This window comes from Allobosea sp. P2_A10 (assembly GCF_056405115.1).
In genome coordinates this window covers 222691-244706 of sequence record NZ_JBFUCS010000001.1, presented here as the reverse complement: position 1 = coordinate 244706, position 22016 = coordinate 222691, and the positions used below count along the sequence as shown (strand labels likewise).

Here is a 22016-nt window from a genome sequence, read left to right as displayed (position 1 = left end):
TTTACCCACCTATGGACCGTGCCGACAGAGCGGCAACGCCCTGCCGCCATGTCCGCCAGACCTGTATCGGCCGTCAATCGCGGTCGGGCGCGCCCGGCGGGAAGAAGTGCCGATAGGGCCGCGCCTCGTCGACCGCGCGGGCGAATGACGGCCGCGCCAGCAGCCGCGCCCGATAGGCGCGCGCATGCGGAAAGGCCGTGTCGATCTCGTGCACCCAGTCGGCGTAGAACAGGGACGGCGCGGCGGCGCAATCGGCCAGGGTGAAGTCGGGGCCGCAGGCCCATTCGCGATCCGCCATCACGCCATCGAGCCAACGATAGGCGTCGTCCAGATTTTCGCGCGCCTTGGCGACGCCATTGCGATCCCGCTCCTCGGGGGGCCGCATATGGTCGAACACGATCGCCTGCATCGGCGTCATGACGTAATTGTCGAAGAAGCGGTCCATGGTCCGCACCGAGAGCGCCGCCTTCGGATCGGCTGGGACCAGCGCGACCGGCCCGGGATGGTACAGGCCGAGATGCTCGATGACGACGCTGGATTCGACGACGGTCGCGCCGTCGTCGACGAGGACAGGGAATTTCTTCAGCGGCCACAGCGCCGCGAGTTCCTCGCCGGCCTTGGGGTCGTCCGGCCCCAGCGCGCGATAGGTGAAGGGCGTGCCGTTCTCGTAGAGCGCGATCAGAACCTTCTGGCAGTAGGACGAGAACGGGTGGGCGTAGAGAACCAGCGGCATGGTCGCCTCGGCAGTTGTTACTTTACCGATTGTTTAAGTGTTAGCCATCGCGAATGCAACCCCGCGCGCCCGTCGGCACAGCGCGCGTCAAACGCAAGAGAGCCGCAGCGACGTTAATCGCTGCAGCTCTCCGCCGGTCTTTTTCGGTCTGCGATCGCCAATCAGCCGGCGATGCGCCCTTCCGGCGTGTAGCGATCGACGGCGTCGGGAAGTTCGCGCGACAGCCGCGCGAGCAGTTCGGCGCGCGAGAGACCCGTCTTCTTTTCGAGCTCGATCAGGACATCCGGCCCCAGGGCATGTTCGAGATCCGGTGGCGAGATCGCTTGATTGGCGCCGGGCCCGACCCAGGAATCGGCCGCCTCGCTCTTTCCACCCTGGCGGAAGCGATCGATCAACTCCTGCAGGCCGCTGCCGAGAAAACCTCCGACGCCGCCCGCGCCGGTATTCTGCGCTGGTGGCGGCGCAGATCCCCAGGGCGCGCTTTGCGGCTGCGCCTGCCCCTGAGAGCCGGAGAACCACTCCGCGAGCTTGTCGCGGTTCTGGTATCCGGCCACGGCCAACAGGCCGAGAAGCGCCGTCATGGACGGAAATCCACTGTTTTCGCTCATCGAAAATTCCTTCCGAATGCCAGCATTTTGCGGTTGGCTCAGGCGTTGCGGCGGCTCAGCATCGACCAGGCGATGAGGACTATGACCGCGCCGACAACGGCGCCGATGAAGCCAGCGCCCTGGCCGGGGCCATACCAGCCCATCGCCTGACCGAGATAGGTGGCCACGACCGCGCCGATGATGCCCAGGATCGTCGTCAGGATGAACCCGGATGGCTCGTTGGGACCGGGATGCAAAAACTTCGCGACGATACCCGCCAGAAAACCGATCACGATCGTACCGATGATACCCATATCCGCCCCCTCGATGTCGAGCAGCCGGCGGCCGAACGGCCTGCCCCATGCTGCTCAGACTTCGAACCGGGACGAAACCGGAAAGTTCCCTCTCTGTCTCGACGACCCGACGCCAATGCCGGAACGACAAGCCTGATGCCTAGCCCCCTAATGCCTCGGCGACATCCTCGTAATTCCGCAGGCCCGTGCGCGGGGCGTAGACCAGCACCGACATGTTGCCCGGCGCGTGCTCGTTCTTCCACATCTTGTGGTGGGCGAGCGGGATCTTGTCCCAGGGGAAGACCTCCGACATGCAAGGGTCGACGCGCCGGTCGATGACGAACTGGTTGGCGGCGCTCGCCTGCTTGAGATGGGCGAAGTGCGAGCCCTGGACGCGCTTCTGCCGCATCCAGACATAGCGAGCGTCGAAGGTGATGTTGAAGCCGGAGGTTCCGGCGCAGAACACGACCATGCCGCCGCGCTTGGCGACGAGGCAGGAGACCGGGAAGGTCGCCTCGCCTGGATGCTCGAAGACGATGTCGACATCCTTCTTGCCCGTGATGTCCCAGATCGCCTTGCCGAACTTGCGGGCCTCCTTGGTCCAGTCGTTGTATTCCGGCGAATTGACCGTGGGCATCTGGCCCCAGCAGTTGAAGTCCTTGCGGTTGATCACGCCCTTGGCGCCCAGGCCCAGCACGTAGTCGCGCTTGCTCTCGTCGGAGATCACGCCGATCGCGTTGGCGCCCGAAGCCGCGCAGAGCTGGACGCCGAAGACGCCAAGGCCGCCCGAAGCGCCCCAGATCAGAACGTTGTCGCCGGGCTTGATGGTGTGGGGGCTATGGCCAAACAGCATGCGGTAGGCGGTTGCCAGTGTCAGCGTGTAGCAGGCGGCCTCCTCCCAGGTCAGATGCTTCGGCTTGGGCATGAGCTGGCGCGACTGGACGCGGCAGAACTGCGCGAAGGAGCCGTCCCCCGTCTCGTAGCCCCAGATGCGCTGGGAGGACGAGAACATCGGGTCGCCGCCATTGCACTCCTCGTCGTCGCCATCGTCCTGGTTGCAGTGGACGATGACCTCGTCGCCGACCTTCCAGCGCTTCACCTTGGAGCCGACCGCCCAGACGATGCCCGAGCAGTCGGAGCCCGCGACATGCAGCGCGCCCTTGTGGACGTCGAAGGGCGAGATCGGTTGGCCCAGCCCGGCCCAGATGCCGTTGTAGTTGACGCCGCCGGCCATCACGAGCAGCAGTACCTCCTCCTCGCCGATCGACCAGGTCGGCACGATTTCGACCTTGAAACTCTCCATCGGCGGGCCGTGGCGCTCGCGCCGGATCGCCCATGCGTACATCGTCGCCGGCACATGGCCGAGCGGAGGGAGTTCGTTCAGCTCGTAGAGATCCTTGAGCGGCTGCTTCGCCTCGGAGTTCGCGGCCTTGGACATCGTCGTCTCCCCTGCTCGTTTCCGCCGGCGGCTTGTCGCGCGCTCTGCGGCCTTCAGTCCCGTTCAGTTCCGATGATGCAGCCTCATGCTGCGCTGCGCTATCCCCCTAAGGAATTATACCGCAGCGCAAAACAATCATGCGCCTGCGCGACGACGGGGCCGGAAAGAGGATCGCCACCGGGCCCTGCGTCCATGCTATCACCAGAATCAGGGAAACGGGGGTCCTGTCCGATGCGCAACGCGCTGCTGATGCTCGGCTTGCCGGACATGTCGATGGACTACCTGTGGGTCATCGTGGCCATAGCCGTCGTCGCGGCAGCCGCGATCGGCTGGATCGCGGACCTGATCCTCGGCGACGGCGCCTTCGGCGTCATGCTCAACACCTTGTGGCTGCTGGTCGGCGCGATCATCGGCCTGCTGCTCTGGCGCAAGTTCGGCTTCGCCGTCAGGATGAACGTCCAGGCAATGAAGGCGCTAGTCGCGACCGGATCGGGCGTGATGATGCTGCTGGTTTGCGGCGTGCTGCGACGCTGGATCTGACGGCCGGTCAAGCCAAAGTCAGGCAGGCCGATACGCMGCCAGCATGTAGTTGACGTCCATGTCGCGCGACTGCGACCAGCGCCCCGAAAGCGGATTGTAGACGACGCCGGTGCTCTCGCCGGTTTCGAGGCCGCAAGCCTCGATCGCCTGCCAGAGTTCGTCGGGCGTCACGAATTTGTTCCAGTCGTGGGTGCCGCGCGGCAGCCAGCGCAGGACATATTCCGCGCCGACGATGGCCAGCGCATAGGATTTCAGCGTGCGGTTCAGCGTAGCCATCACAAGCAGGCCGCCGGGCTTCACCGCCGCACAGCAGGCCGCGACGAAGGCGTCGACATCGGCGACATGCTCGACCACCTCCATCGCCAGCACGATGTCGAAGGTTCGCCCTTCCGCCACCAGCGCCTCGATCGTCTCCTGCCGGTAGTCGATGGCGAGGCCGCCGCCTTCGGCATGGGCGCGCGCGACGGCGATATTAGTCGGCGCGGGATCGAGCCCCGTGACCTCGCAGCCCAGCCGCGCCAACGGTTCCGACAGCACACCGCCGCCGCAGCCGATATCGACCAGCGTCAGCCCCTCAAGACAGCCGAGCGTTCGGGCATCGCGCCTGAAAAGGTCGCAGGCGAGATCGCGGATGAAAGACAGGCGCACGGGGTTAAACTTGTGCAGGACCGCCATCGGTCCTTTCTGGTCCCACCAGGTCGCGGCGATCGCATCGAAGCGGGCGACCTCGGCGGGGTCGATCGTGGCGCTCTCGCTCTGGGCCGTCGCCGCCATGGTTCGATTTCCCGTTGATACGCCGCCGGCGCTGATCGCATTGACAGTCGCGCCTTCGCCCGTCATCTACACCGGCCCTTCGACCAGCGCGAGGGTGACCTTTCGTCCCGGCCTCCGCGCCGGGATTTGCGATCGCAGAAAGCCTCTGGACTGTCATGGCCCGTCTGGTGATGAAATTCGGCGGAACCTCCGTCGCAACCGTCGAGCGCATCAAGAACGCCGCCCGCCACGTCAAGCGCGAGTTCGATGCCGGCCACGAGGTCGCGGTGGTGGTCTCGGCCATGTCGGGCAAGACCAACGAGCTGGTGGCCTGGGCCAAGGAGGCCTCCCCCCTTTATGACCGCGCCGAATACGACGTGGTCGTTGCGTCAGGCGAACAGGTGACGTCGGGCCTGATGGCGATCGCGCTGCAGGAGGCCGGCCTGCCGGCGCGCTCCTGGCAGGGGTGGCAGATCCCGCTCTACGGCTCGGACGCGCATGGTTCCTCGCGCATCGAGGATGTCGACGGCACGGCGATCATCGCCGGCTTTGCGAAAAATCGCGAGATCGCGGTCTGCTCCGGCTTCCAGGGCGTACACCGCGAGAGCAACCGCATCGTCACGCTCGGGCGCGGCGGCTCAGACACCAGCGCGGTCGCGCTGGCCGCCGGCCTCAAGGCCGATCGCTGCGATATCTACACCGATATCGACGGCGTCTACACCACCGATCCGCGCGTGGTGCAGAAGGCGCGCCGCATGGACCGGGTCTCCTTCGAGGAGATGCTGGAGATGGCCTCACTCGGCTCCAAGGTGCTGCAGGTGCGCTCGGTCGAGATCGCGATGACCCAGCGCGTGCCGACCTATGTGCGCTCCTCCTTCGACGACCCCGACAATCCCAAATCCGGCACTCTCATCTGCGACGAGGACGACATCGTGGAACAGCAGATCGTCACCGGCATCGCGTTTTCGCGCGACGAAGCCCAGATCACGCTCCGGCGCGTCGCCGACAAGCCGGGCGTGGCCGCCGCCATCTTCGGCCCGCTCGCCGACGCCAACATCAATGTCGACATGATCATCCAGGTCGTGTCGGACGATCAGGCGACGACCGACATCACCTTCACCGTGCCGACCGCCGACTACGAGCGCGCCCGCAAGCTGCTGGAGGAGCGCCACAACGAAATCTCCTATCAGGCGCTGCAGGGCGCGACCGATGTGGTGAAGGTCTCGGCCATCGGCGTCGGCATGCGCTCGCATGCGGGCGTCGCGGCGCGCGCTTTCCGGGCGCTGGCCGAGAAAGGCATCAACATCCGCGCGATCACGACGTCGGAAATCAAGTTCTCGGTGCTGATCGACGCGGCCTATACGGAGCTGGCGGTGCGGACGCTGCACTCGCTTTATGGGCTGGATGCGGCGTAGCGGCAGCGCCAGGCCTTCTTGAATAACCCATCCGGATAGGTTATTTTCCTATGGTCGTGATCCATCGCGAGCATGGCCTGCGCGTCGTTATCTTCGTCGACGATCACGAACCTGCTCACGTCCATATTTTCGGAGACGGGCAGGCCAAAATCAACTTGACCGGCCCTGACGGCGAGCCAGAACTGGTATGGGCCGCCGGCATGACGCGGACAGAGGTGAGACGCGCGATGCGGCTTGCTGTCGAGCGGCGCGATGACTTCCTGGCCCGGTGGAGAGACATCCATGGCTGACTTGAGCGATGCCGAGATCGATGCCGCGCTCCGGCGCGGCGCACTGGCCCAGAGTACGGAACCACGTGCGGCATCGGCCCGCTATGACAGGCATATCGGCCGCGTCATTGTCGATCTGACCAATGGTTGCACCTTCGCTTTCCCGCCACGGCTGGCACAGGGACTGGAGAGCGCAACCGACGAGGAACTCGCCACGGTCGAAGTATTGGGCTCTGGCTACGGGCTGCGCTGGGATGCACAGGACGTCGACCTTTCCCTGCCGGGATTGCTGGCCGGGCTTTTCGGAACACGAGCGCATATGGCGCGACACGCCGGACAGGTCACTTCGGCGGCCAAGGCTGCAGCCGCACGCGAGAATGGCGCCAAAGGCGGACGACCGCGCAAATCCGCGATACGCTGAATCCTCCTCATCCAGACCCGCCATGCTCGCACCCGACTACGATTACATCATCATCGGCGCGGGTTCGGCCGGCGCGGTGCTTGCCGCCCGCCTGAGCGAGAACCCGGCCATCCGCGTGCTGCTGCTCGAGGCCGGCCGCGATTTCCGTTCGGCAGAGACGCCCGAGCACATCAAGATTCCCAACCCGATGCGGGCGATCGGCGACGACGATTATCGCTGGCCGAAGCTGCTGGCGCGCCGCACCGAGAGGCAGGAGCCGAAGCTGCTCTGGCGCGGGCGCGCGGTCGGCGGCTCTTCCACCATCAACGGGCAGATCGCGATCCGGGGCGTGCCGGATGATTTCGAGCGCTGGAAGTCGCTGGGCTGCATCGGCTGGGGATTCGACGACGTCCGGCCCTTCTTCAACCGGCTCGAAACCGACGTGAATTTCGGCCACGAGCCGTGGCATGGCGTCGACGGGCCGATCCCGGTCTACCGCGCACCGGAAGCCGATTGGGGCCGGGTCGATCTCGCGCTGAAAGATGCGGCGCTCGCGCTCGGCTATGGCTGGTGCGCCGACCACAATGCTCCGACCGGCACCGGCGCCTCGCCCTATGCGATCAACAGCGCGGCCGGCGTGCGCGTCTCGACCAATGACGGCTATCTTGAGCCGGCGCGCGGGCGGGCGAACCTGACTATCGTCGGCAACGCGCTGGTCTCGAGGCTGACCTTCGAGGGCAACCGGCCCCACGCCAACGGCGTCGAGGTCATGGCCGGGGGCAAAAGCTTTTCGCCGCGCGCGACGCGCGAGGTCATCGTCAGCGCGGGTGCGATCCATTCACCCGCGATCCTGCAACGCTCCGGCATCGGCCCGGCCGCGCTGCTGGCCGCGCTTGGCATCCCCGCCGTGGCCGCGCTTCCGGTCGGCGAGAATCTGCTCGACCATCCGATCATGTCGTTCGTCCTGCGGCTGCGCGAGAATGCCGTCGTCGACACGCCGATGCACCGTCACACCAATTGCTGCCTACGCTACGGCTCGGGACTGGCTGGTGCCGGCGAGAACGACATGATCGTGATCGCCGGCAACCTGACCGCGCTCGGCAAAGGCGATCTGACCATCGGCCGCCTCGCCGTCTCGGTCTACCAGGCCTTCAGCCAGGGCCGCGTCGCGATCACCACGCGTGATCCGGCGGTCGATCCGCGCGTCGACGAGTGCATGCTGTCTGACGAAAGCGATCTCGTCCGTATGCGCGACGGCGTGCGCCGGCTGGAGGCGCTAGCGGCGACCGAGGCTTTCCAGGCGATCGCATCGCAGATCGAATACGGCATGTCGGGCCGGCCGATCACGCAGCGGCTCGACGATGCCGAACTCGACGACTGGCTCTTCGACGAGTGCTCGGACGCCCAGCACGCCACCGGCACCTGCCGCATGGGCGCAGCTGACGATCCCCGCTCAGTCGTCGATCCATCCGGCCGGGTCATCGGCTGCACCGCCTTGCGCGTCATCGACGCCTCGATCATGCCCGAAGTGGTGCGCGCCAACACACATCTGACGACGGTGATGATCGCCGAGAAGCTTGCCGCCGAGATCGCGCGGGGCTGATCCGGCGACCTCACCGCGAATATGCAACGGCAGGAACTCTGCCCAAAGATAGGGCATCGAAAATCGTTAACATATTCGTGCAAGCGTTTGCGGCAGAATCCAGGTGATTTTGCCCTTGTGACCAAGAAACTCCAAAGCGCAGCCGGGCCCAGGCCGGTATCGATCACCGCTGCGGCGGTCGAAAAGCTGCTGCAGGCATCGGGCGTCGCCGCGCCATCGAAAGCGGTGGCACGCGCCCTGTTGCCGGTCGCGACCGCGCACATCACCACCGCCAGCAACGCCTATTGCGATCATCTCGACCGCTCGGTCGCCGACATGAAGGCGCATGTCGCGCTTCATCGCGAAAAGATCGTCGCGACCGAAGAGAACCATTTCCGCATCCTGTTCGCGGCTGAATTCGGCGAAGACTACGTCGCCTCGCTGACGGACGCCGCCCAGAGCGAATTCGGCGATGCGATGGGCGTGCGCACCCGGCTGGGCACGACGATACGCATGATCGAGCCGCTCTTTGCGGAAATCCAGCGCCGCCGCCGGTTCAGCAGCAAGAAGGCGGTCGCCGAATGCGCCGCGCTGACCAAGCTGCTGCTGTGCGACGTGCTGGCGGCGACCTCGTGCCATCAGCGCGCCAGCCGGATCGGGCTGACCCAGCGCGAGAACGATCTGCGCGCCGCGTCCTCGGCGTTCCAGGCCGATGTCGCGTCGCTGTCGGGCAGCCTGAAGGTCGCGGCCGGCACGCTTCGCCAATACGCCGCCAACAGCCTGGCCGGCAGCGAACAGGCCGACCGGCAGGCGACCTACGCCGAGGACGCCGCCCGCGACTGCACGAAGCGTATCGGCGACGCGGTCTCTGCGACGCAAGGACTGGTGCTGGCGCTCGACCATGTCAGCGGAGAGGCGCAGCAGACCTTCTCGATCACCGGCCAGGCGGTCTCCGACACCCGCGAGGTCACGGCCGCGATCGGCATCCTCGCCGAGGCGACGGGGCGGATCGGCTCGATCGTCACGCTGATCCAGCAGATCGCGACCAAGACCAACCTGCTCGCACTCAATGCCACGATCGAGGCCGCCCGCGCCGGCGAGGCCGGAAAGGGCTTTGCGGTCGTCGCCGGCGAGGTGAAGTCGCTGGCGCACCAGACGGCGAAGGCGACCGACGAGATCTCGATGCAGATCGCGCAGGTCCAGGCCGCGACGCAATCCTGCGTCAGCCATGTCGGTTCGATCGGCGGCACGATCGCGCGGCTCGAACAGTCGGCCGCGCTGATCGACCAGACCGTGGAACAGCAATCGGTTGCGACCCGCGCCATGGTCGCCGGCACGCAGGAGGCCGCGACGCGCACGCAGGAAGGCCTGTCGGCGGCGCAGGCAGCGCGCGAATCGATCGCCGACGTGACGCGGATGTCGGCAGAACTCGACATCGCGGCCGTTCAGGTCGAGGCCTCGTCGGGGATGATCAGCGATCTCGTCGCGCATTTCCTCTCGACCCTGCGGGCAGCCTGACGCGCCTCCTCACGCGTTGACCGCGTCGCCCGCAATCACGATGATGCCGGCGATGTCAGCCGGCGCCGCCTCCCCACCAGAACCAGCCTCCGCTCCCGAATTCGACGCCACCCGGCTCGACGCCTTCATGCGCGGGGCCCTGCCGCGCCGTGCGGCGGGCGCGATGACGCTGGAGCGGATCAGTGGCGGGCAATCCAATCCGACCTTCTTTTTGTCCTATCCCGACGCCGGCACCCGGCTCGTCCTGCGCAAGAAGCCGCCCGGCCCTCTGCTGCCCTCGGCGCATGCAGTCGAGCGCGAATACCGCATCCTGAAAGCGCTCGGCGGCTCGCCCGTGCCGGTGCCGCCCGTCTTGCTGCTGCATGAGCAGGACGATGTCGTCGGCACGCCGTTCTACCTGATGGAGCGGCTGGACGGACGCGTCTTCCACGACACGGCGCTACCCGGCGTGACGCCGGACGAGCGGCGGGCGATGTATTTCGCGATGGCGCAGACGCTGGCCGCGTTACACGGCTTCGACTGGCAGGCGGCCGGGCTTTCCGATTTCGGCAAGCCCGGCAACTACTACGCAAGGCAGCTCCGCCGCTGGGGCGGCCAATGGCAGGAGACGAAGACGCGCGAGATTCCCGCCGTGGATCGCGCCATCGCCTGGCTGACGGAGAACCTCGACGAAAGCGCGGAGACCGCCATCGTCCATGGCGATTTCCGGCTGGGCAATTTGATGTTTGCACCGGGGAAGCCGCGCATCGTCGCGGTGCTCGACTGGGAGCTCTCCACGCTCGGCCATCCTTTGTCCGACGTCGCCTTCTCCTGCCTGCCTTGGCACTCGACGCCGGCGATGTATGCCGGCATCGTCGGGCTCGACCGCGAGGCGCTCGGCATCCCGACGCAAGGCGAGTATCTCGACCGCTATATCGCCGCTGCCGGTCGCAGCGAAGGACCGGGGCGATTCCATCTCGCCTTCTCGCTGTTTCGTTTCGCGGTCATCCTCGACGGCATCGCGGCGCGGGCGAAATCCGGCAACGCAGCCGCCGAGAACGCGGTCGCGGTCGGCGCGATGGCGGAGAGTTTTGCGCTGCGGGCGCAGGCGGTGATCGAGGGAGCGGAGTGAGGGATCGATGACGCCAAGACTAGACATCGCGTCATTCCGGACAAGCCGCGCAGCGGCGCAGATCCGGAATCCATCGTAAGGCGCTGTCGTTGCTCTAAGATGGATTCCGGGTCTCCGCTGCGCTGCGCCCGGAATGACGGCGCGTTACGACGAATACAAGTAAGACTGAACGAGGAACGCCATGGATTTCGCCTATTCCGACAAGGTCGAGGCCCTGCGGGCCAAGCTGCAGGACTTCATGGACGCCCATGTCCAGCCGGCCGACGCGACCTACAAAGCCGAGACCGAAGCCGGGCGTTATCCGATCGCGCTGATCGACGGGCTTAAAGCGCGGGCCAAGGCGCAGGGCCTGTGGAACCTGTTCATTCCCGCGTTGAAGCCCGACGAGCCCGGCACGCGGCTGAGCAATCTCGAATACGCCCCGCTCGCCGAGATCATGGGCCGGCTCTACTGGTCCTCGGAGGTGTTCAACTGCAACGCGCCCGACACCGGCAACATGGAAATTCTGCACATGTTCGCCACGCCCGAGCAGCGGCAGCGCTGGCTCGTGCCGCTGATGAACGGCGAGATCCGGTCCTGCGTCGGCATCACCGAACCCGGCGTCGCCTCCTCGGACCCGACCAATCTCCAGACCACGATCATCCGCGACGGCGACGACTACGTCGTCACCGGCCGCAAATGGTGGACGACCGGGGCGCTGCACCCCAACGTCAAGTTCTGCATCGTGATGGGGCTGTCGGACACACGCCCCGACGCCGATCCGCACAAGCGCCATTCCATGGTGATCGTGCCGATGGATTCCCCCGGTCTGACGGTGATGCGCAATCTGCCGCTGCTGAACCACCATTCGCCGGAAGGCCATACCGAGACCGATTTCGCCGGGGTCCGCGTTCCCGCCGCCAATATCCTCGGCGAGGAAGGCGCCGGTTTCGCGCTGGCGCAGGCGCGGCTCGGGCCCGGTCGCATCCATCACTGCATGCGCTCGATCGGCCAATGCGAGGTCGCGCTCGAACTGATGGTCGAGCGAGCGCTGGAGCGAAAAGCCTTCGGCCGCAACCTCGCCGACTACGCCAACATCCAGGACTGGATCGCCGAGGGCCGCATGGAGATCGACCAGGCGCGGCTGCTTTGCCTGCGCGCCGCCTGGATGATGGACAAGCACGGCAACAAGGCCGCGCGCACCGAGGTCTCGGCGATCAAGGTCGTGGCGACGCGGCTGCAGACCAAGATCGCCGATCGCGCCATGCAGGTTTTTGGCGCCGGCGGGCTCTCAAACGACACGCCGCTGGCCTTCATCTATTCATGGGGCCGGGCGCTGCGCTTCATCGACGGACCCGACGAGGTGCACTTACGCACCGTCGCGCGCGCCGAGGTGAAGAAGCACCGCGAAAGCAACCGCTCGACTTTCGCCGAGCAGGGCGTATTGCGGCCCTACATCAAGCCGGCGGCGCATTAGGCGCGGCGAGGGTTCCGGCGAGACAGAGAACCGTGACCGCAAAACGCGTGCTGCTCGTCGGTGCGACCGGTGTTTTCGGGCGGCGGCTGGCGATGCATCTGGCTGGCATCGCCGGGCTCGACCTCGTTTTGACCTCTCGCAATGCCGCGAAGGCGCTGGCGCTGGCCGGGCAACTCGCACCGGTGGACGGCACATCCGTCTCGGGAATGGGCTTCGATCATCGCCGCGATCTCGGACGGCTCGCGGAACTCGCGCCCTGGCTGGTGATCGACGCGTCCGGCCCGTTCCAGGGCGCTGGCTACGACCTGCCGCGCGCGGCGCTCTCGGCCGGCGCGCATGTCGTCGATCTTGCTGATGCGCGCGAATACATTACAGGCTATGGCGCGGCGCTGGACGATCTGGCGAAGACGCGCGGGCTTTGTGCGTTGGCGGGAGCGAGTTCGACGCCGGCGCTGTCAGCCGCGGTCGTGGCCGAACTGACCCGGGGCTGGCGACGGATCGACGCCATTGACATCGCGATCACGCCCGGCGGCCGCAGCGAGGTCGGCGAAGCGGTCATCGCCGCGATCCTGAGCTATGCCGGCCGCCCGGTCCCGGTCTGGCGTGAAGGCGAGTTGCAGGAGGCCGATGGCTGGATCGACGGCAGGAGGATTGCGATCCCGGGCCTGGGATCGCGCCGCGTCGCCGTGGTCGAGACCGCCGATGCGCAGTCGCTGGGGCCTCGCTTGCGCGTAACGTCCCGCGTCGCCTTTCATGCCGGGCTGGAATCGTGGATCGAACAGGCGGGCGTCGCGCTGCTGGCCAGGCTGCGGCGCGCCGGCTCGATCGACGGCCTCGCACCGCTCATCCCGTGGCTGCTCGCGGCGCGGAGGCTGACGCGGCTGCCGACCTCAGATCGCGGCGGCATGCTGGTCGAGGCGACCGGGCTCGACGGCGAAGGCCGCTTGCGCACGGCGCGCTGGTCACTGTTGGCGGCGCGCGGCGACGGCCCCCATGTTCCGACGCTGCCGGCGGCCGCCGCGACGAGAGCACTGCTCGACGGCGCGCTCGCGCCCGGCGCACGCTCCGCCGCTGGGGCCTTGTCGCTCGGCGCGATCGAAGCGGAGATGGCGCCTTATGCCATCAGCACCCAAACCGACGCAGGAGCGCACCGCGATTGCGTGTTCAAGGCCGCGCTGGGCGAGGTCGCATACGCTGCCCTGCCCGCGCCGCTGCGCCTGTTGCACGGGCTCGACGGACCACCGGTCTGGCATGGGTTCGCCGAAGTCGCGGTCGGCGGCAGTCTGGCAGCGCGGCTGCTGCACCATATCATCGGCCTGCCGCCCGCGAGCCGCGACATCCCGCTCGCCGTCACGATCGACCGGATCGATGCGACGACCGGCCCGGTGGAAATCTGGACACGGAATTTCGGCGGACGACGCTTTGCATCGCGGCTCTCGACCAGTCCGGACGGTGCGCTGACTGAACGTTTCGGCCCGCTGTCCTTCAAGCTCGGGCTCACACCGGCCGATGGCGGGCTGGCGCTGCCGGTCACGGGCCTGCGCTGTCTCGGCCTGCCCCTGCCGCGAGCGCTATGGCCGCGCTCGGAATCGCGGGAGTTTGTCGATGACGAGGGCCGCTTCCGGTTCGACGTGAAGCTGACTCTGCCGCTCGTGAGCCTGTTGACGCATTACAGGGGCTGGCTCGTGCCGGCCGGCGAAGCTCTCACTCCGCCGGAGCCGGATGAGGCTCCAACGCTCCCGCGATAGGAGCGGGCTTGCGCGTGAACAGGGCCTCGAGCTTCTCCATGTAGAGAAACAGCACCGGCGTGATGAACAGGGTCAGCACCTGCGAGATCATCAGCCCGCCGACCACCGCGATGCCGAGCGGCTGGCGCAGCTCGGCGCTGGAGCCGGCCCCCAGCGCGATCGGCAGCGTGCCCATCAGCGCCGCCAGCGTCGTCATCAGGATCGGCCTGAAGCGCAGCACGCAGGCCTGATGGATCGCGTCCCGCGGGCTCTTGCCCTCGCGCTTCAGCACCAGCGCCACGTCGATCATCATGATCGCGTTCTTCTTGACGATGCCGATCAGCATCAGAAGGCCGATGATGGCGATGACCGACAGGTCGAGATTGAACAGCCTGAGCGCGCCGAGCGCCCCGATCGCGGCCGAAGGCAGCCCGGTCAGGATCGTCAGGGGGTGGATGAAGCTCTCATAGAGGATGCCGAGCACGATGTAGATCGTCAGGATCGCGCCCATGATCAGCAGGCCCTGATTGGCGAGCGAATCCTGGAAGGTCTTGGCGGTGCCCGCCAGCGTGGTCGAGAGCGATTTCGGCAGGTTGATCTCGGCTTTCAGCGCCTCGATCCGGTTGACGCTCGCGCCGAGCGCGACGCCCGCCGGCAAATTGTAGGAGATCGTCACCGCGGGGAGCTGGCCGAGCTGGTTGACGGTGAGCTGGCCCGCCGTGCGCTCGACATGGGCAAACGCGCTGAGCGGGATCAGCACGCCATTGCCGGCGCGAATGCGGATCTGGTCGAGCTTGTCGGCCGACCAGCCGCCCTTCGGGTCGAATTCGACCACGACCTGATAGCTGTCGCCGGTGGTGTAGATGGTCGAAACCTGGCGCACGCCGAAACCGGAATACAGAGTCGAACGAAGCACATCCGCGCCGATCTTCAACTGGTTTGCCTTGTCGCGATCGACCACGAGCGTCGCCTCGGCGGCGCTGTTCTGGAGGTCCGTGGTCACGTCGGCGAAGGTCGCGCGGTTAGCCGTCATGGCGTCGGCTAGCTTCACCGCCCAGTCGTTCATCACGGCCTGATCGAGCCCCTGCACGACGAGCTGGTACTGGCTCTTGGAGGCGCGCGCGCCGATGTTGAGGTTCTGCACGGGGGTCATGTAGGCGTTGATGCCGGCGATCTGCGCGAGATCGCGGCGCAACCCCGCCAGCACGACCTGCAAGGCCGGGCGCTCGGCCTGCGGCTTCAGCTCGACGAAGAGCCTGCCGGCGTTGAGCGCGCCGGCGCTGCCGGCGCTGCCTCCGACCGTCGAGGCGACATGGGCGACGTAAGGCGATTTGCGGAAGACCTCGGCCACCTTGGCCTGCAGTTCCTTCATCGCCGGGAAGGAGATGTCCTGCCGCGCCTCGGTCGAAACCTGGAGCTGACCGATGTCCTCCTGCGGGAAGAAGCCCTTGGGGGCGCTCTGGAGCAACCAGACGCTCAGCGCCAGCGTGCCGAAGAAGGTCAGCAGCATGAGCGGCTTGAAGCGCAGGACCCAGCCGAGCGCGCGGTCGTAGCCGCGCAGGATGGCGTCGAAACCGGCTTCCAGCACACGGCCGAAGGCGTTCTCCTTGTGCTCATGGCCGTAACCGCTCAGCAGCCGCGAGCACAGCATCGGCGTCAGCGTCAGCGAGACGAAGGCCGAGGCCAGGATCGCGACCGTCACCACCACCGCGAACTCGTTGAAGATGCGGCCGATGACGCCGCCCATCAGCAAAACGGGGATGAAGACCGCGACCAGCGACAGCGAGATCGAGATGATGGTGAAGCCGATCTCGCCCGAGCCTTTCAGCGCCGCGTCATAGGCCGAGAGACCGTCCTCCTCCATATGGCGGACGATGTTCTCCAGCATGACGATGGCGTCGTCGACGACGAGGCCGACCGAGAGGGTGAGGCCGAGCAGCGAGATGTTGTCGATCGAGAAGCCGAAGGCGTACATCGCGGCAAGCGTCGCGACGATCGAAATCGGCACCGCGACCGCCGGGATGAAGGTCGCGGCGAACCGGCGCAGGAAGACGAAGATCACCATGACGACGAGCACGACCGTCAGCATCAACGTGAACTGGACGTCGTCGACCGCCATGCGGATCGAGCGCGAGCGATCGTTCAGGAGCGCGAGCGAGGCCGCGGCCGGCAGCTGCTCGGAGAAGGCCGGCAGCATCGCCTTGACCCGGTCGACGACCTCGACGGTGTTGGCGTCGGGCTGGCGCTGCACGGCCAGCACCACGGCGGGCATGCCGTCATAGGCGCTCGCGGTCTGCGCGTTCTCGACGGAATCGATCACCTTGGCGATGTCGCCGAGCCGCACCGGGCGGCCGTTGCGCGTCGCGATGATGACGTTGGCGAACTGGGCGGCGTTGGCGATCTGGGTGCGGGCCTGGATGGTCAGCTGCTGGCTGGTGTTCTGCAGCGTGCCGACCGGGGTGTTGGCGTTGGTCGCGGTGATGGCGGTCTGCAACTCGTCGACCCCGATGCCGCGCGCGGCGAGCGCGACCGGGTCGATCTGGATGCGGACCGCGTATTTCTGGCTGCCGAAGATCAGCACCTGCGCGACGCCGTCCACCGTCGAGAGGGCGGGCGAGATGACCTGCTGGGCGAAGGCGTCGAGCTGCGAAAGCGGCACGACATCGCTCTTGAGCGCCAGCAGGATGATCGGCGCATCGGCCGGATTGACCTTCCGGTAGCTCGGCGGCGTCGTCATCTCCAGCGGGAGCTGCTTTTGCGCGCGGGCGATGGCGGCCTGCACATCGGCCGCGGCGGCGTCGATGTTGCGGCTGAGCACGAACTGGATTGCGATCGAGGTCGAGCCCTGCGCGTTCGTCGTCGCGATCGAGTCGATGCCGGCGATGGTGGCGAACTGCTTGACCAGCGGCGTCGCGACCGAGGTCGCCATCGTATCGGGCGACGCGCCGGGAAGCTGCGCGGAGACGTTGACGACCGGAAATTCGGCGCGCGGCAGCGCCGCGACGGGCAGGAAGCGATAGGCGAACAGGCCCGCCAGCACGAGCGAGAGCGACATCAGGATGGTCGCGACCGGGTGGCGTATGCAGAAACCCGACAGGTTCATGACTTCGCTCCCTCGGCGACCGGCGTTCCCTCCGGCTTTGCTGGCGGGGCCGCGCCCTTGTCGTCGCGCTCGCGCACCTTCGTTCCCGTCTTCAGCCGCATCTGACCATCGGTGACGACGCGCTCTCCGGCCGCGACGCCCTCCGACAGGGCGGTGCGATCGCCGTCGCTGAGCGCGAGCTTGACCTGGCGCAACTCGACCGTCTGGTCGGCCTTCGCGACGTAGACATAGGGCCCCTTCTGGCCGGTCTGGACGGCGACCGTCGGGACGATCGTCGTGCCGAGCAGCGTGTCGGCGGCGATCTCGACATCGACATATTGCCCCGGCCACAGAGCGAGGTCGTCATTGGCGAAGGCGGCCTTGGCCGTGATCGTGCCAGAGGTCATGTCGACGCTGGAATCGACGAAATTGAGCACGCCCTGCGCCGCCGGCTTGCCGGTGTCGGGCACGCTGGCCGTCACCGGCACCGGCGTCCCCCGGCCGAGCGCACCCTGCAGAACCGGCAGGTCGCGCTCAGGCAAGGTGAAGGTGACGCGCAGCGGCTTCATCTGCGTGATGGTCAGCAGACCCGTGCCGGTGCTGTTGGCGCCGATCAGATTGCCCGGCGTCACCAGGACGGCGCCGATGCGGCCGGCGATCGGCGCGAGAATGCGGGTGTAGCTCAGTTTCAGCTTGTCGGCGTCGAGCGTCGCCTTGTCGGAGAGGATGGTCGCAGCCGCCGAGCGCTCGTCGGCCGTCGCCTGATCGACCGATTGCTGCGTGCCGGCGTTCTTCAGGAGCAGTTGCTGATAGCGCGCGAGGTCCGCTTCAGTGCGCTTGTGCACCGCTTCGTCGCGAGCGATCGCCGCTTCATCCTTGGCGATCTGCGCCTTGATGTCGCGATCGTCGAGGGTGAAGAGCAGGTCGCCAGCATTGACGAACTGACCGTCCCTGATGTCCTGCGTCATGATCTGGCTATCAAGCCGCGACTTCACCACGACGCTGGCCGGCGTCTCGACGAAGCCGATGGCGCGCTTGCGCACGGGCATGTCGCCCTGAACGGCCGCTGCCGTGACCACCGCGACGGCCGAGCCCTCGCCATTGCGGCCGGCGCGCGCCGAGCGCGCGGCGTCACCCGTATCGACCGCTCCACGCGAGGTGGTCAGCCAGGCTCCCGTGGCGATGGCGGCTGTCGCGATGATGGCGCTGATCAGGATGGTGCTTCGGTTCATGTCTCGGCTCTGCTCGTGTCGTGGCTCTGGTCGTGTCGTGGCTTGGCCCGGCTTCGCGGTCAGGCGGCGGTGTCCGCGGTACGGGCGTGGCCAGCGACGCGCTCCGCGCGCGCCGGTCTGATGCGATCGCGAATGGCGCTCAGCGTTGCAAGCGATGTCTCGATCGCCGTCCACTCGACGCGATCGAGCAGTTCATCGGCGATCTCGCTGCGGACCGCATCGAGATCATCGACCAATGCGCGGCCACCCGCCGTGAGGTGCAGCAGATGGGCCCGGCGGTCGCCCGGGTCTGGCCTGCGCTCGACGAAACCCTGCTGCTCCAGCCTGTCGATCAACCGCGCCAGCGAGATCGGCTGAAGCTCGAGCTGCTCGGCCAGCGCGGCCTGGTTCAAGCCCTCCTGCCGGCGCAGCCGGGCCAGCACGCCCCATTGCGCCCGCGTCGTGCCATGCTGGCGCGCACGCTGGTCGACATGGGTGCGCAACAGCCTTGCGGTCTCGACGAGCTGGAACACCAGTTCGCGCTTGAGCGGGCGCATATTTGCCATGCCTCCATATGATAAGCCTACTTAGGAGATGGCGTGCGATTGCGGCGATTTCGGGATCGTCTTCGCAGGTGCACAATCACCAGATCGCGAGCGCCGTCGGGGCTTGCCACGCGACGCCGTCCGCGCGACATGGCATTGGCCGGATCGCGGGAGGCGAGATGAGCACGGACACGCCGATCTGGCTTTACGACGGCGTTTGCGTCCTCTGCTCAGGCGGCGTCCGCTACACGCTCCGCCGCGAGCGCGACGACAAGATGCGTTTCGTCGCGATCCAGTCGCCGGAAGGGCGCCAGCTTGCGCTGGCGCATGGCATCGATCCCGACGAGCCCGACAGCTTCCTGTTCATCGAAGGCGGCCGGGCGCTGACGAAATCGGACGGTGTCCTTGCCCTGATCGCGCATCTCGACGGGCCAGCGCGGCTGCTGCTGGGCGGTCGCATGCTGCCGCGCCAGCTGCGAGACTGGCTCTACGACCGCGTGGCGCGCAACCGCTATCGCCTGTTTGGCCAGAAGGCGTCCTGCGATTTGCCCGACCCGGGCCAGCGCCACCGCTTCACTCTGCCGGGCGGGCCGTGACGGACTGGCGACACTCGCAAATCTTTAGGATACCGACAGATATCGCGCGCATGTTGCAGTGCATTTTCAGCGTTTGCTAGCTATAGCCGTTCTAAACAAGGACTCGCTAGCGAGCCGGGGCAGACGTGAGCATCGTTCCATCTCTTGACCGGCAAAACGTCGCGCTGGCGTGGGCGCCTGCCGACGCATCGGCGACGATCGCCGAGCCTGCATTGACCGTTCGGGAAGTCGCGCTGGGGGACATCGGCGCGGCCGAATGGGACGCCGCCATGGCGCAGGTCGGCGGCTCGATGCGCTCGGCCTTTGGACACTTGCGCGCCCTGTCCTTCAAGCAGCCCTGGCGCCGTCCGCTCATCTTCGCCGTGATACTGCCCGGGACGCCGAAGCCGATCGGCTATTTCACCATCCGTTTCCGGCGCGACGTGCGCGAATTCTACGACGGAATCCTGCTCGACCCCGGCCACGCCGAACGATGGCCCGCCGCGATGACAGCGGCGCTGACCGCGTGTGGACCAGGAACCTATCGCTATGGCTGGAACTGGAGCCTGGAAGCGTCGCGCGAGGACGATCTGCGGGCCCTGCCTGGCGTCGCCGTCGAAACGACGATCAACGCCGTCGTTCAGGGCATCGATTTCGCGCGCTGGCCGACATGGGATCTCTATCGGGCGAAGATCAGCCAGAACACCAAACGCAACGTCAAGAAGTTCACCGCGCGGTTTGCCGATGCCCCCGTCGTCAGGCGCAGCAGACTTGCTTCCATTCTCGACATCTTCACGCTGGTGAAGATTCGCGGCGAGATGTACGCGCGCAAGGGCATGGCCTTCAACGCACTGGGCGCGATCGTCGGGCACCTTGCAAACCTCGTCCTGTGCCCGGCGCAAGGTGTCATCGCCAGCGTGCGCGGCCGCGATCAGGTCGCCGCGACGATGCGGCTCGTCGAAAACCGCGATGTTACCTACTATCTGGAGGGTTCCGCCAAGGCGGATGAAGACGGCGCAGCCTCGTATCTCGGTCTCTCCGTACTCAAGCGCGCCTATCAGGCGTTTCCGAAGGGCAAGTTCCTGATGGGCTTCTACATCGCCGGCGACGAGCTGGCGGAGGGGCTGATCCGCTCGCGCAACGCACTGCGTGTCAGCGACTGGCCCAACTCGATCGTGACCTTCGCATGGCACCCTCAGGCCAGCACCGTCGTCGCGACTCTGCTTGGCTAGCTCCTCGCCTCCTGCTCCATCGTCGCGCCATGGAGGCCGCCGGGCACACAGAGCCTGGGATAGATCCGCGCCATCTCCGCGATCAGGAACTTGGTCGGGACATCGAAGAACGCGCCATGCTCGGCAAGGTAAGCCATGAACTCGCGGCCCTGCCCGTCGAAGCTCTGCAGCAATGCGTCATGCCGGCCATCGAACGGCAAGGGCGCGACGCCGAGCTTTTCACACAACGTCGCATTGAAGGTCGGTGAAGCCTTGAGCCAGCGCCCGCCCAGATAGACCTCGGTGAAGCCATGATAGTGGAACACGTTGGTCCCGATCGCCTCGATCAGGCGCGGCGTGGCGAGGTGATTCTTGACGTCGGCGAGCCCGACCCGGGCTGGAATGCCGACGACCCGGCAAAAGGCGGCGTAGAGCGCGGCCTTGCCGACGCAAAAGCCCGTCCCTGCCGCCAGCACAGCGCTGGCACGAAACGTGTCGGGATCGGTGAAATCGCGATAGGGATCGTAGCGGATGCCGTCGCGAACGGCCTCATAGAGGATCGACGCCTTCTCGACGGGATCGGCGATGCCGTCGGTCAGAAGGCGTGCTTCGGCCGCGACGATGGGAAGGTCGCTGTCGACGTATTCGGCCGGGCTGGTGAAAAGCGTGCGGTGGCTGTCCTGCATGGCTTGCGTCTTTCAGCGTCCGCTGAAGYGCGGGGCGCGCTTTTCGAGGAACGCCGTTACGCCCTCGCGGAAGTCCTCCGTCCGGGTCGAAGCGCCAAAGGCTTCGCGCTCGACCTCGAGCTGCCGCGCCAGCGTGTTGCCACCCGATGCTTTCAGCATTTGCTTGATCGCGCCATAGGACTGCGTTGGTCCCGCGGCGAGACGCGCCGCCAGCGCCATGGATTCGGCCTCGACACGATCATTGGGCACAACGCGGTTGACCAACCCCAGACGCAGCGCCTCGCCGGCGTCCAGCGTCTCCGCCAGCAGGGCGATCTCCAGCGCCTTTCGGGCGCCGACGATGCGCGGCAGGTGATAGCTTGCCGAGCCGTCGGGCGTCGCGCCGATCCGGGTATAGGCGAGGGTGAACTTCGCGTTCTCGGCGGCGATGACCATGTCGCACGCGATACCGAGACTGAAGCCGCCACCGGCGACAGCGCCATGGAGGCAGGCGACGCTCGGCTGTTTCAGACTGTCGAGCAGCCGAAGCCCGGCGTGAAAGGGCTGGATGATGGCATCGATGGCAGCTCCCGAATCGCCACCGGCGCTGAATTGCGAGACATCGCCACCGGCGCAAAAGCCCCTGCCCGCTCCCTTGATCAGGATGGAGCGGACATCGTCACGGACAGAGATCCGCTCGATCGCAGCCAGAAACGCCTGCGCCATCGGCACGTCCAGGGCGTTGAGCACGCTTGGCCGGTTGAGCGTCACCGTCGCGACGCCGGCGGCGATGTCCAGCAGGATCGGGTCTGACGAGGTGAACATCACGCGCTCCGGATCAGCCCCGGTTGCGGGGCTGGAGCCGTTCTAGCACCAGTCGCGGCAACCTTGCGACGGCATGCGAT

General features: G+C 66.7%; 21 protein-coding genes. 11 read left to right on the top strand and 10 right to left on the bottom strand.

Annotation, left to right across the window (positions count from 1 at the left end):
• Positions 1 to 73: 73 nt before the first annotated feature.
• The 4 genes from AC1DZY_RS01205 to ccrA all read right to left on the bottom strand — a co-directional run bounded on the left by AC1DZY_RS01205 (position 74) and on the right by ccrA (position 3051).
• A complete protein-coding gene (locus AC1DZY_RS01205) occupies positions 74 to 733 on the bottom strand; it encodes a glutathione S-transferase family protein (RefSeq protein ID WP_476818231.1) in 660 nt (219 codons plus the stop codon).
• A gap of 161 nt (positions 734 to 894) precedes the next feature.
• Positions 895 to 1314, bottom strand: coding sequence for a YidB family protein (locus tag AC1DZY_RS01200; RefSeq protein ID WP_476818230.1), 420 nt, complete (start codon positions 1312 to 1314; stop codon positions 895 to 897).
• Between the two features lie 65 nt (positions 1315 to 1379).
• Positions 1380 to 1634, bottom strand: coding sequence for a GlsB/YeaQ/YmgE family stress response membrane protein (locus AC1DZY_RS01195; protein WP_476818229.1), 255 nt, complete (start codon positions 1632 to 1634; stop codon positions 1380 to 1382).
• A 139-nt stretch (positions 1635 to 1773) separates the two neighbouring features.
• Positions 1774 to 3051, bottom strand: a complete 1278-nt coding sequence (gene ccrA, locus AC1DZY_RS01190) for a crotonyl-CoA carboxylase/reductase (protein WP_476818228.1) — start codon at positions 3049 to 3051, stop codon at positions 1774 to 1776.
• A gap of 231 nt (positions 3052 to 3282) precedes the next feature.
• Here ccrA and AC1DZY_RS01185 point away from each other — a divergent pair, with 231 nt between their 5' ends.
• Positions 3283 to 3591 (top strand): hypothetical protein, encoded by a 309-nt coding sequence (locus tag AC1DZY_RS01185; protein ID WP_476818227.1) that lies wholly within the window; start codon positions 3283 to 3285, stop codon positions 3589 to 3591.
• An 18-nt stretch (positions 3592 to 3609) separates the two neighbouring features.
• On the opposite strand, the gene ubiG is transcribed toward AC1DZY_RS01185, so the two are convergent.
• A complete protein-coding gene (gene ubiG / locus AC1DZY_RS01180) occupies positions 3610 to 4365 on the bottom strand; it encodes a bifunctional 2-polyprenyl-6-hydroxyphenol methylase/3-demethylubiquinol 3-O-methyltransferase UbiG (RefSeq protein WP_476818226.1) in 756 nt (251 codons plus the stop codon).
• 155 nt (positions 4366 to 4520) lie between these two features.
• Here ubiG and AC1DZY_RS01175 point away from each other — a divergent pair, with 155 nt between their 5' ends.
• The 8 genes from AC1DZY_RS01175 (at position 4521) to AC1DZY_RS01140 (ending at position 13843) form a co-directional block, all read left to right on the top strand.
• Positions 4521 to 5759, top strand: a complete 1239-nt coding sequence (locus tag AC1DZY_RS01175; protein WP_476818225.1) for an aspartate kinase — start codon at positions 4521 to 4523, stop codon at positions 5757 to 5759.
• A gap of 50 nt (positions 5760 to 5809) precedes the next feature.
• On the top strand, positions 5810 to 6049 hold the full coding sequence (locus tag AC1DZY_RS01170) for a DUF4160 domain-containing protein (RefSeq protein ID WP_476818224.1): 240 nt from the start codon (positions 5810 to 5812) through the stop codon (positions 6047 to 6049).
• On the top strand, positions 6042 to 6449 hold the full coding sequence (locus AC1DZY_RS01165; RefSeq protein ID WP_476818223.1) for a DUF2442 domain-containing protein: 408 nt from the start codon (positions 6042 to 6044) through the stop codon (positions 6447 to 6449). The genes AC1DZY_RS01170 and AC1DZY_RS01165 overlap by 8 nt, the downstream gene beginning before the upstream one ends.
• A gap of 22 nt (positions 6450 to 6471) precedes the next feature.
• Entirely contained in the window at positions 6472 to 8031 is a 1560-nt protein-coding gene (locus AC1DZY_RS01160) for a GMC family oxidoreductase (RefSeq protein WP_476818222.1), read from the top strand.
• 117 nt (positions 8032 to 8148) lie between these two features.
• Positions 8149 to 9528 (top strand): methyl-accepting chemotaxis protein, encoded by a 1380-nt coding sequence (locus tag AC1DZY_RS01155; protein WP_476818221.1) that lies wholly within the window; start codon positions 8149 to 8151, stop codon positions 9526 to 9528.
• A 52-nt stretch (positions 9529 to 9580) separates the two neighbouring features.
• Positions 9581 to 10639: a phosphotransferase family protein gene (locus tag AC1DZY_RS01150; RefSeq protein ID WP_476818220.1), complete on the top strand. Its 1059-nt coding sequence runs from the start codon at positions 9581 to 9583 to the stop codon at positions 10637 to 10639.
• 181 nt (positions 10640 to 10820) lie between these two features.
• Positions 10821 to 12095 (top strand): acyl-CoA dehydrogenase family protein, encoded by a 1275-nt coding sequence (locus tag AC1DZY_RS01145; RefSeq protein ID WP_476818219.1) that lies wholly within the window; start codon positions 10821 to 10823, stop codon positions 12093 to 12095.
• Between the two features lie 32 nt (positions 12096 to 12127).
• Complete coding sequence (locus AC1DZY_RS01140; RefSeq protein ID WP_476818218.1) at positions 12128 to 13843, top strand: DUF4166 domain-containing protein; 1716 nt, start codon at positions 12128 to 12130, stop codon at positions 13841 to 13843.
• Here AC1DZY_RS01140 and AC1DZY_RS01135 read toward each other — a convergent pair.
• Genes AC1DZY_RS01135 through AC1DZY_RS01125 form a run of 3 tightly spaced genes read right to left on the bottom strand, consistent with a single transcriptional unit; the run spans position 13800 to position 18681 of the window.
• Positions 13800 to 16925, bottom strand: a complete 3126-nt coding sequence (locus tag AC1DZY_RS01135) for an efflux RND transporter permease subunit (protein WP_476818217.1) — start codon at positions 16923 to 16925, stop codon at positions 13800 to 13802. The genes AC1DZY_RS01140 and AC1DZY_RS01135 overlap by 44 nt on opposite strands.
• Positions 16922 to 18136: an efflux RND transporter periplasmic adaptor subunit gene (locus AC1DZY_RS01130; protein ID WP_476818216.1), complete on the bottom strand. Its 1215-nt coding sequence runs from the start codon at positions 18134 to 18136 to the stop codon at positions 16922 to 16924. The genes AC1DZY_RS01135 and AC1DZY_RS01130 overlap by 4 nt, the downstream gene beginning before the upstream one ends.
• Before the next feature lie 59 nt (positions 18137 to 18195).
• A complete protein-coding gene (locus tag AC1DZY_RS01125; RefSeq protein WP_476818215.1) occupies positions 18196 to 18681 on the bottom strand; it encodes a MarR family winged helix-turn-helix transcriptional regulator in 486 nt (161 codons plus the stop codon).
• A gap of 158 nt (positions 18682 to 18839) precedes the next feature.
• On the opposite strand from AC1DZY_RS01125, the gene AC1DZY_RS01120 reads away from it, so the two are divergent.
• The gene (locus AC1DZY_RS01120; protein WP_476818214.1) at positions 18840 to 19256 is read left to right on the top strand and encodes a thiol-disulfide oxidoreductase DCC family protein; all 417 of its coding nucleotides are present in this window, start codon (positions 18840 to 18842) and stop codon (positions 19254 to 19256) included.
• 125 nt (positions 19257 to 19381) lie between these two features.
• Positions 19382 to 20467, top strand: a complete 1086-nt coding sequence (locus AC1DZY_RS01115) for a hypothetical protein (RefSeq protein ID WP_476818213.1) — start codon at positions 19382 to 19384, stop codon at positions 20465 to 20467.
• Here AC1DZY_RS01115 and AC1DZY_RS01110 read toward each other — a convergent pair.
• Both AC1DZY_RS01110 and AC1DZY_RS01105 read right to left on the bottom strand, forming a co-directional pair.
• Positions 20464 to 21132 carry a transglutaminase-like domain-containing protein gene (locus AC1DZY_RS01110; RefSeq protein ID WP_476818212.1) on the bottom strand — a complete coding sequence of 223 codons (669 nt, stop codon included), beginning with the start codon at positions 21130 to 21132 and terminating at the stop codon, positions 20464 to 20466. The genes AC1DZY_RS01115 and AC1DZY_RS01110 overlap by 4 nt on opposite strands.
• 12 nt (positions 21133 to 21144) lie before the next feature.
• Entirely contained in the window at positions 21145 to 21936 is a 792-nt protein-coding gene (locus tag AC1DZY_RS01105) for an enoyl-CoA hydratase/isomerase family protein (RefSeq protein ID WP_476818211.1), read from the bottom strand.
• Between the last annotated feature and the right edge of the window lie 80 nt (positions 21937 to 22016).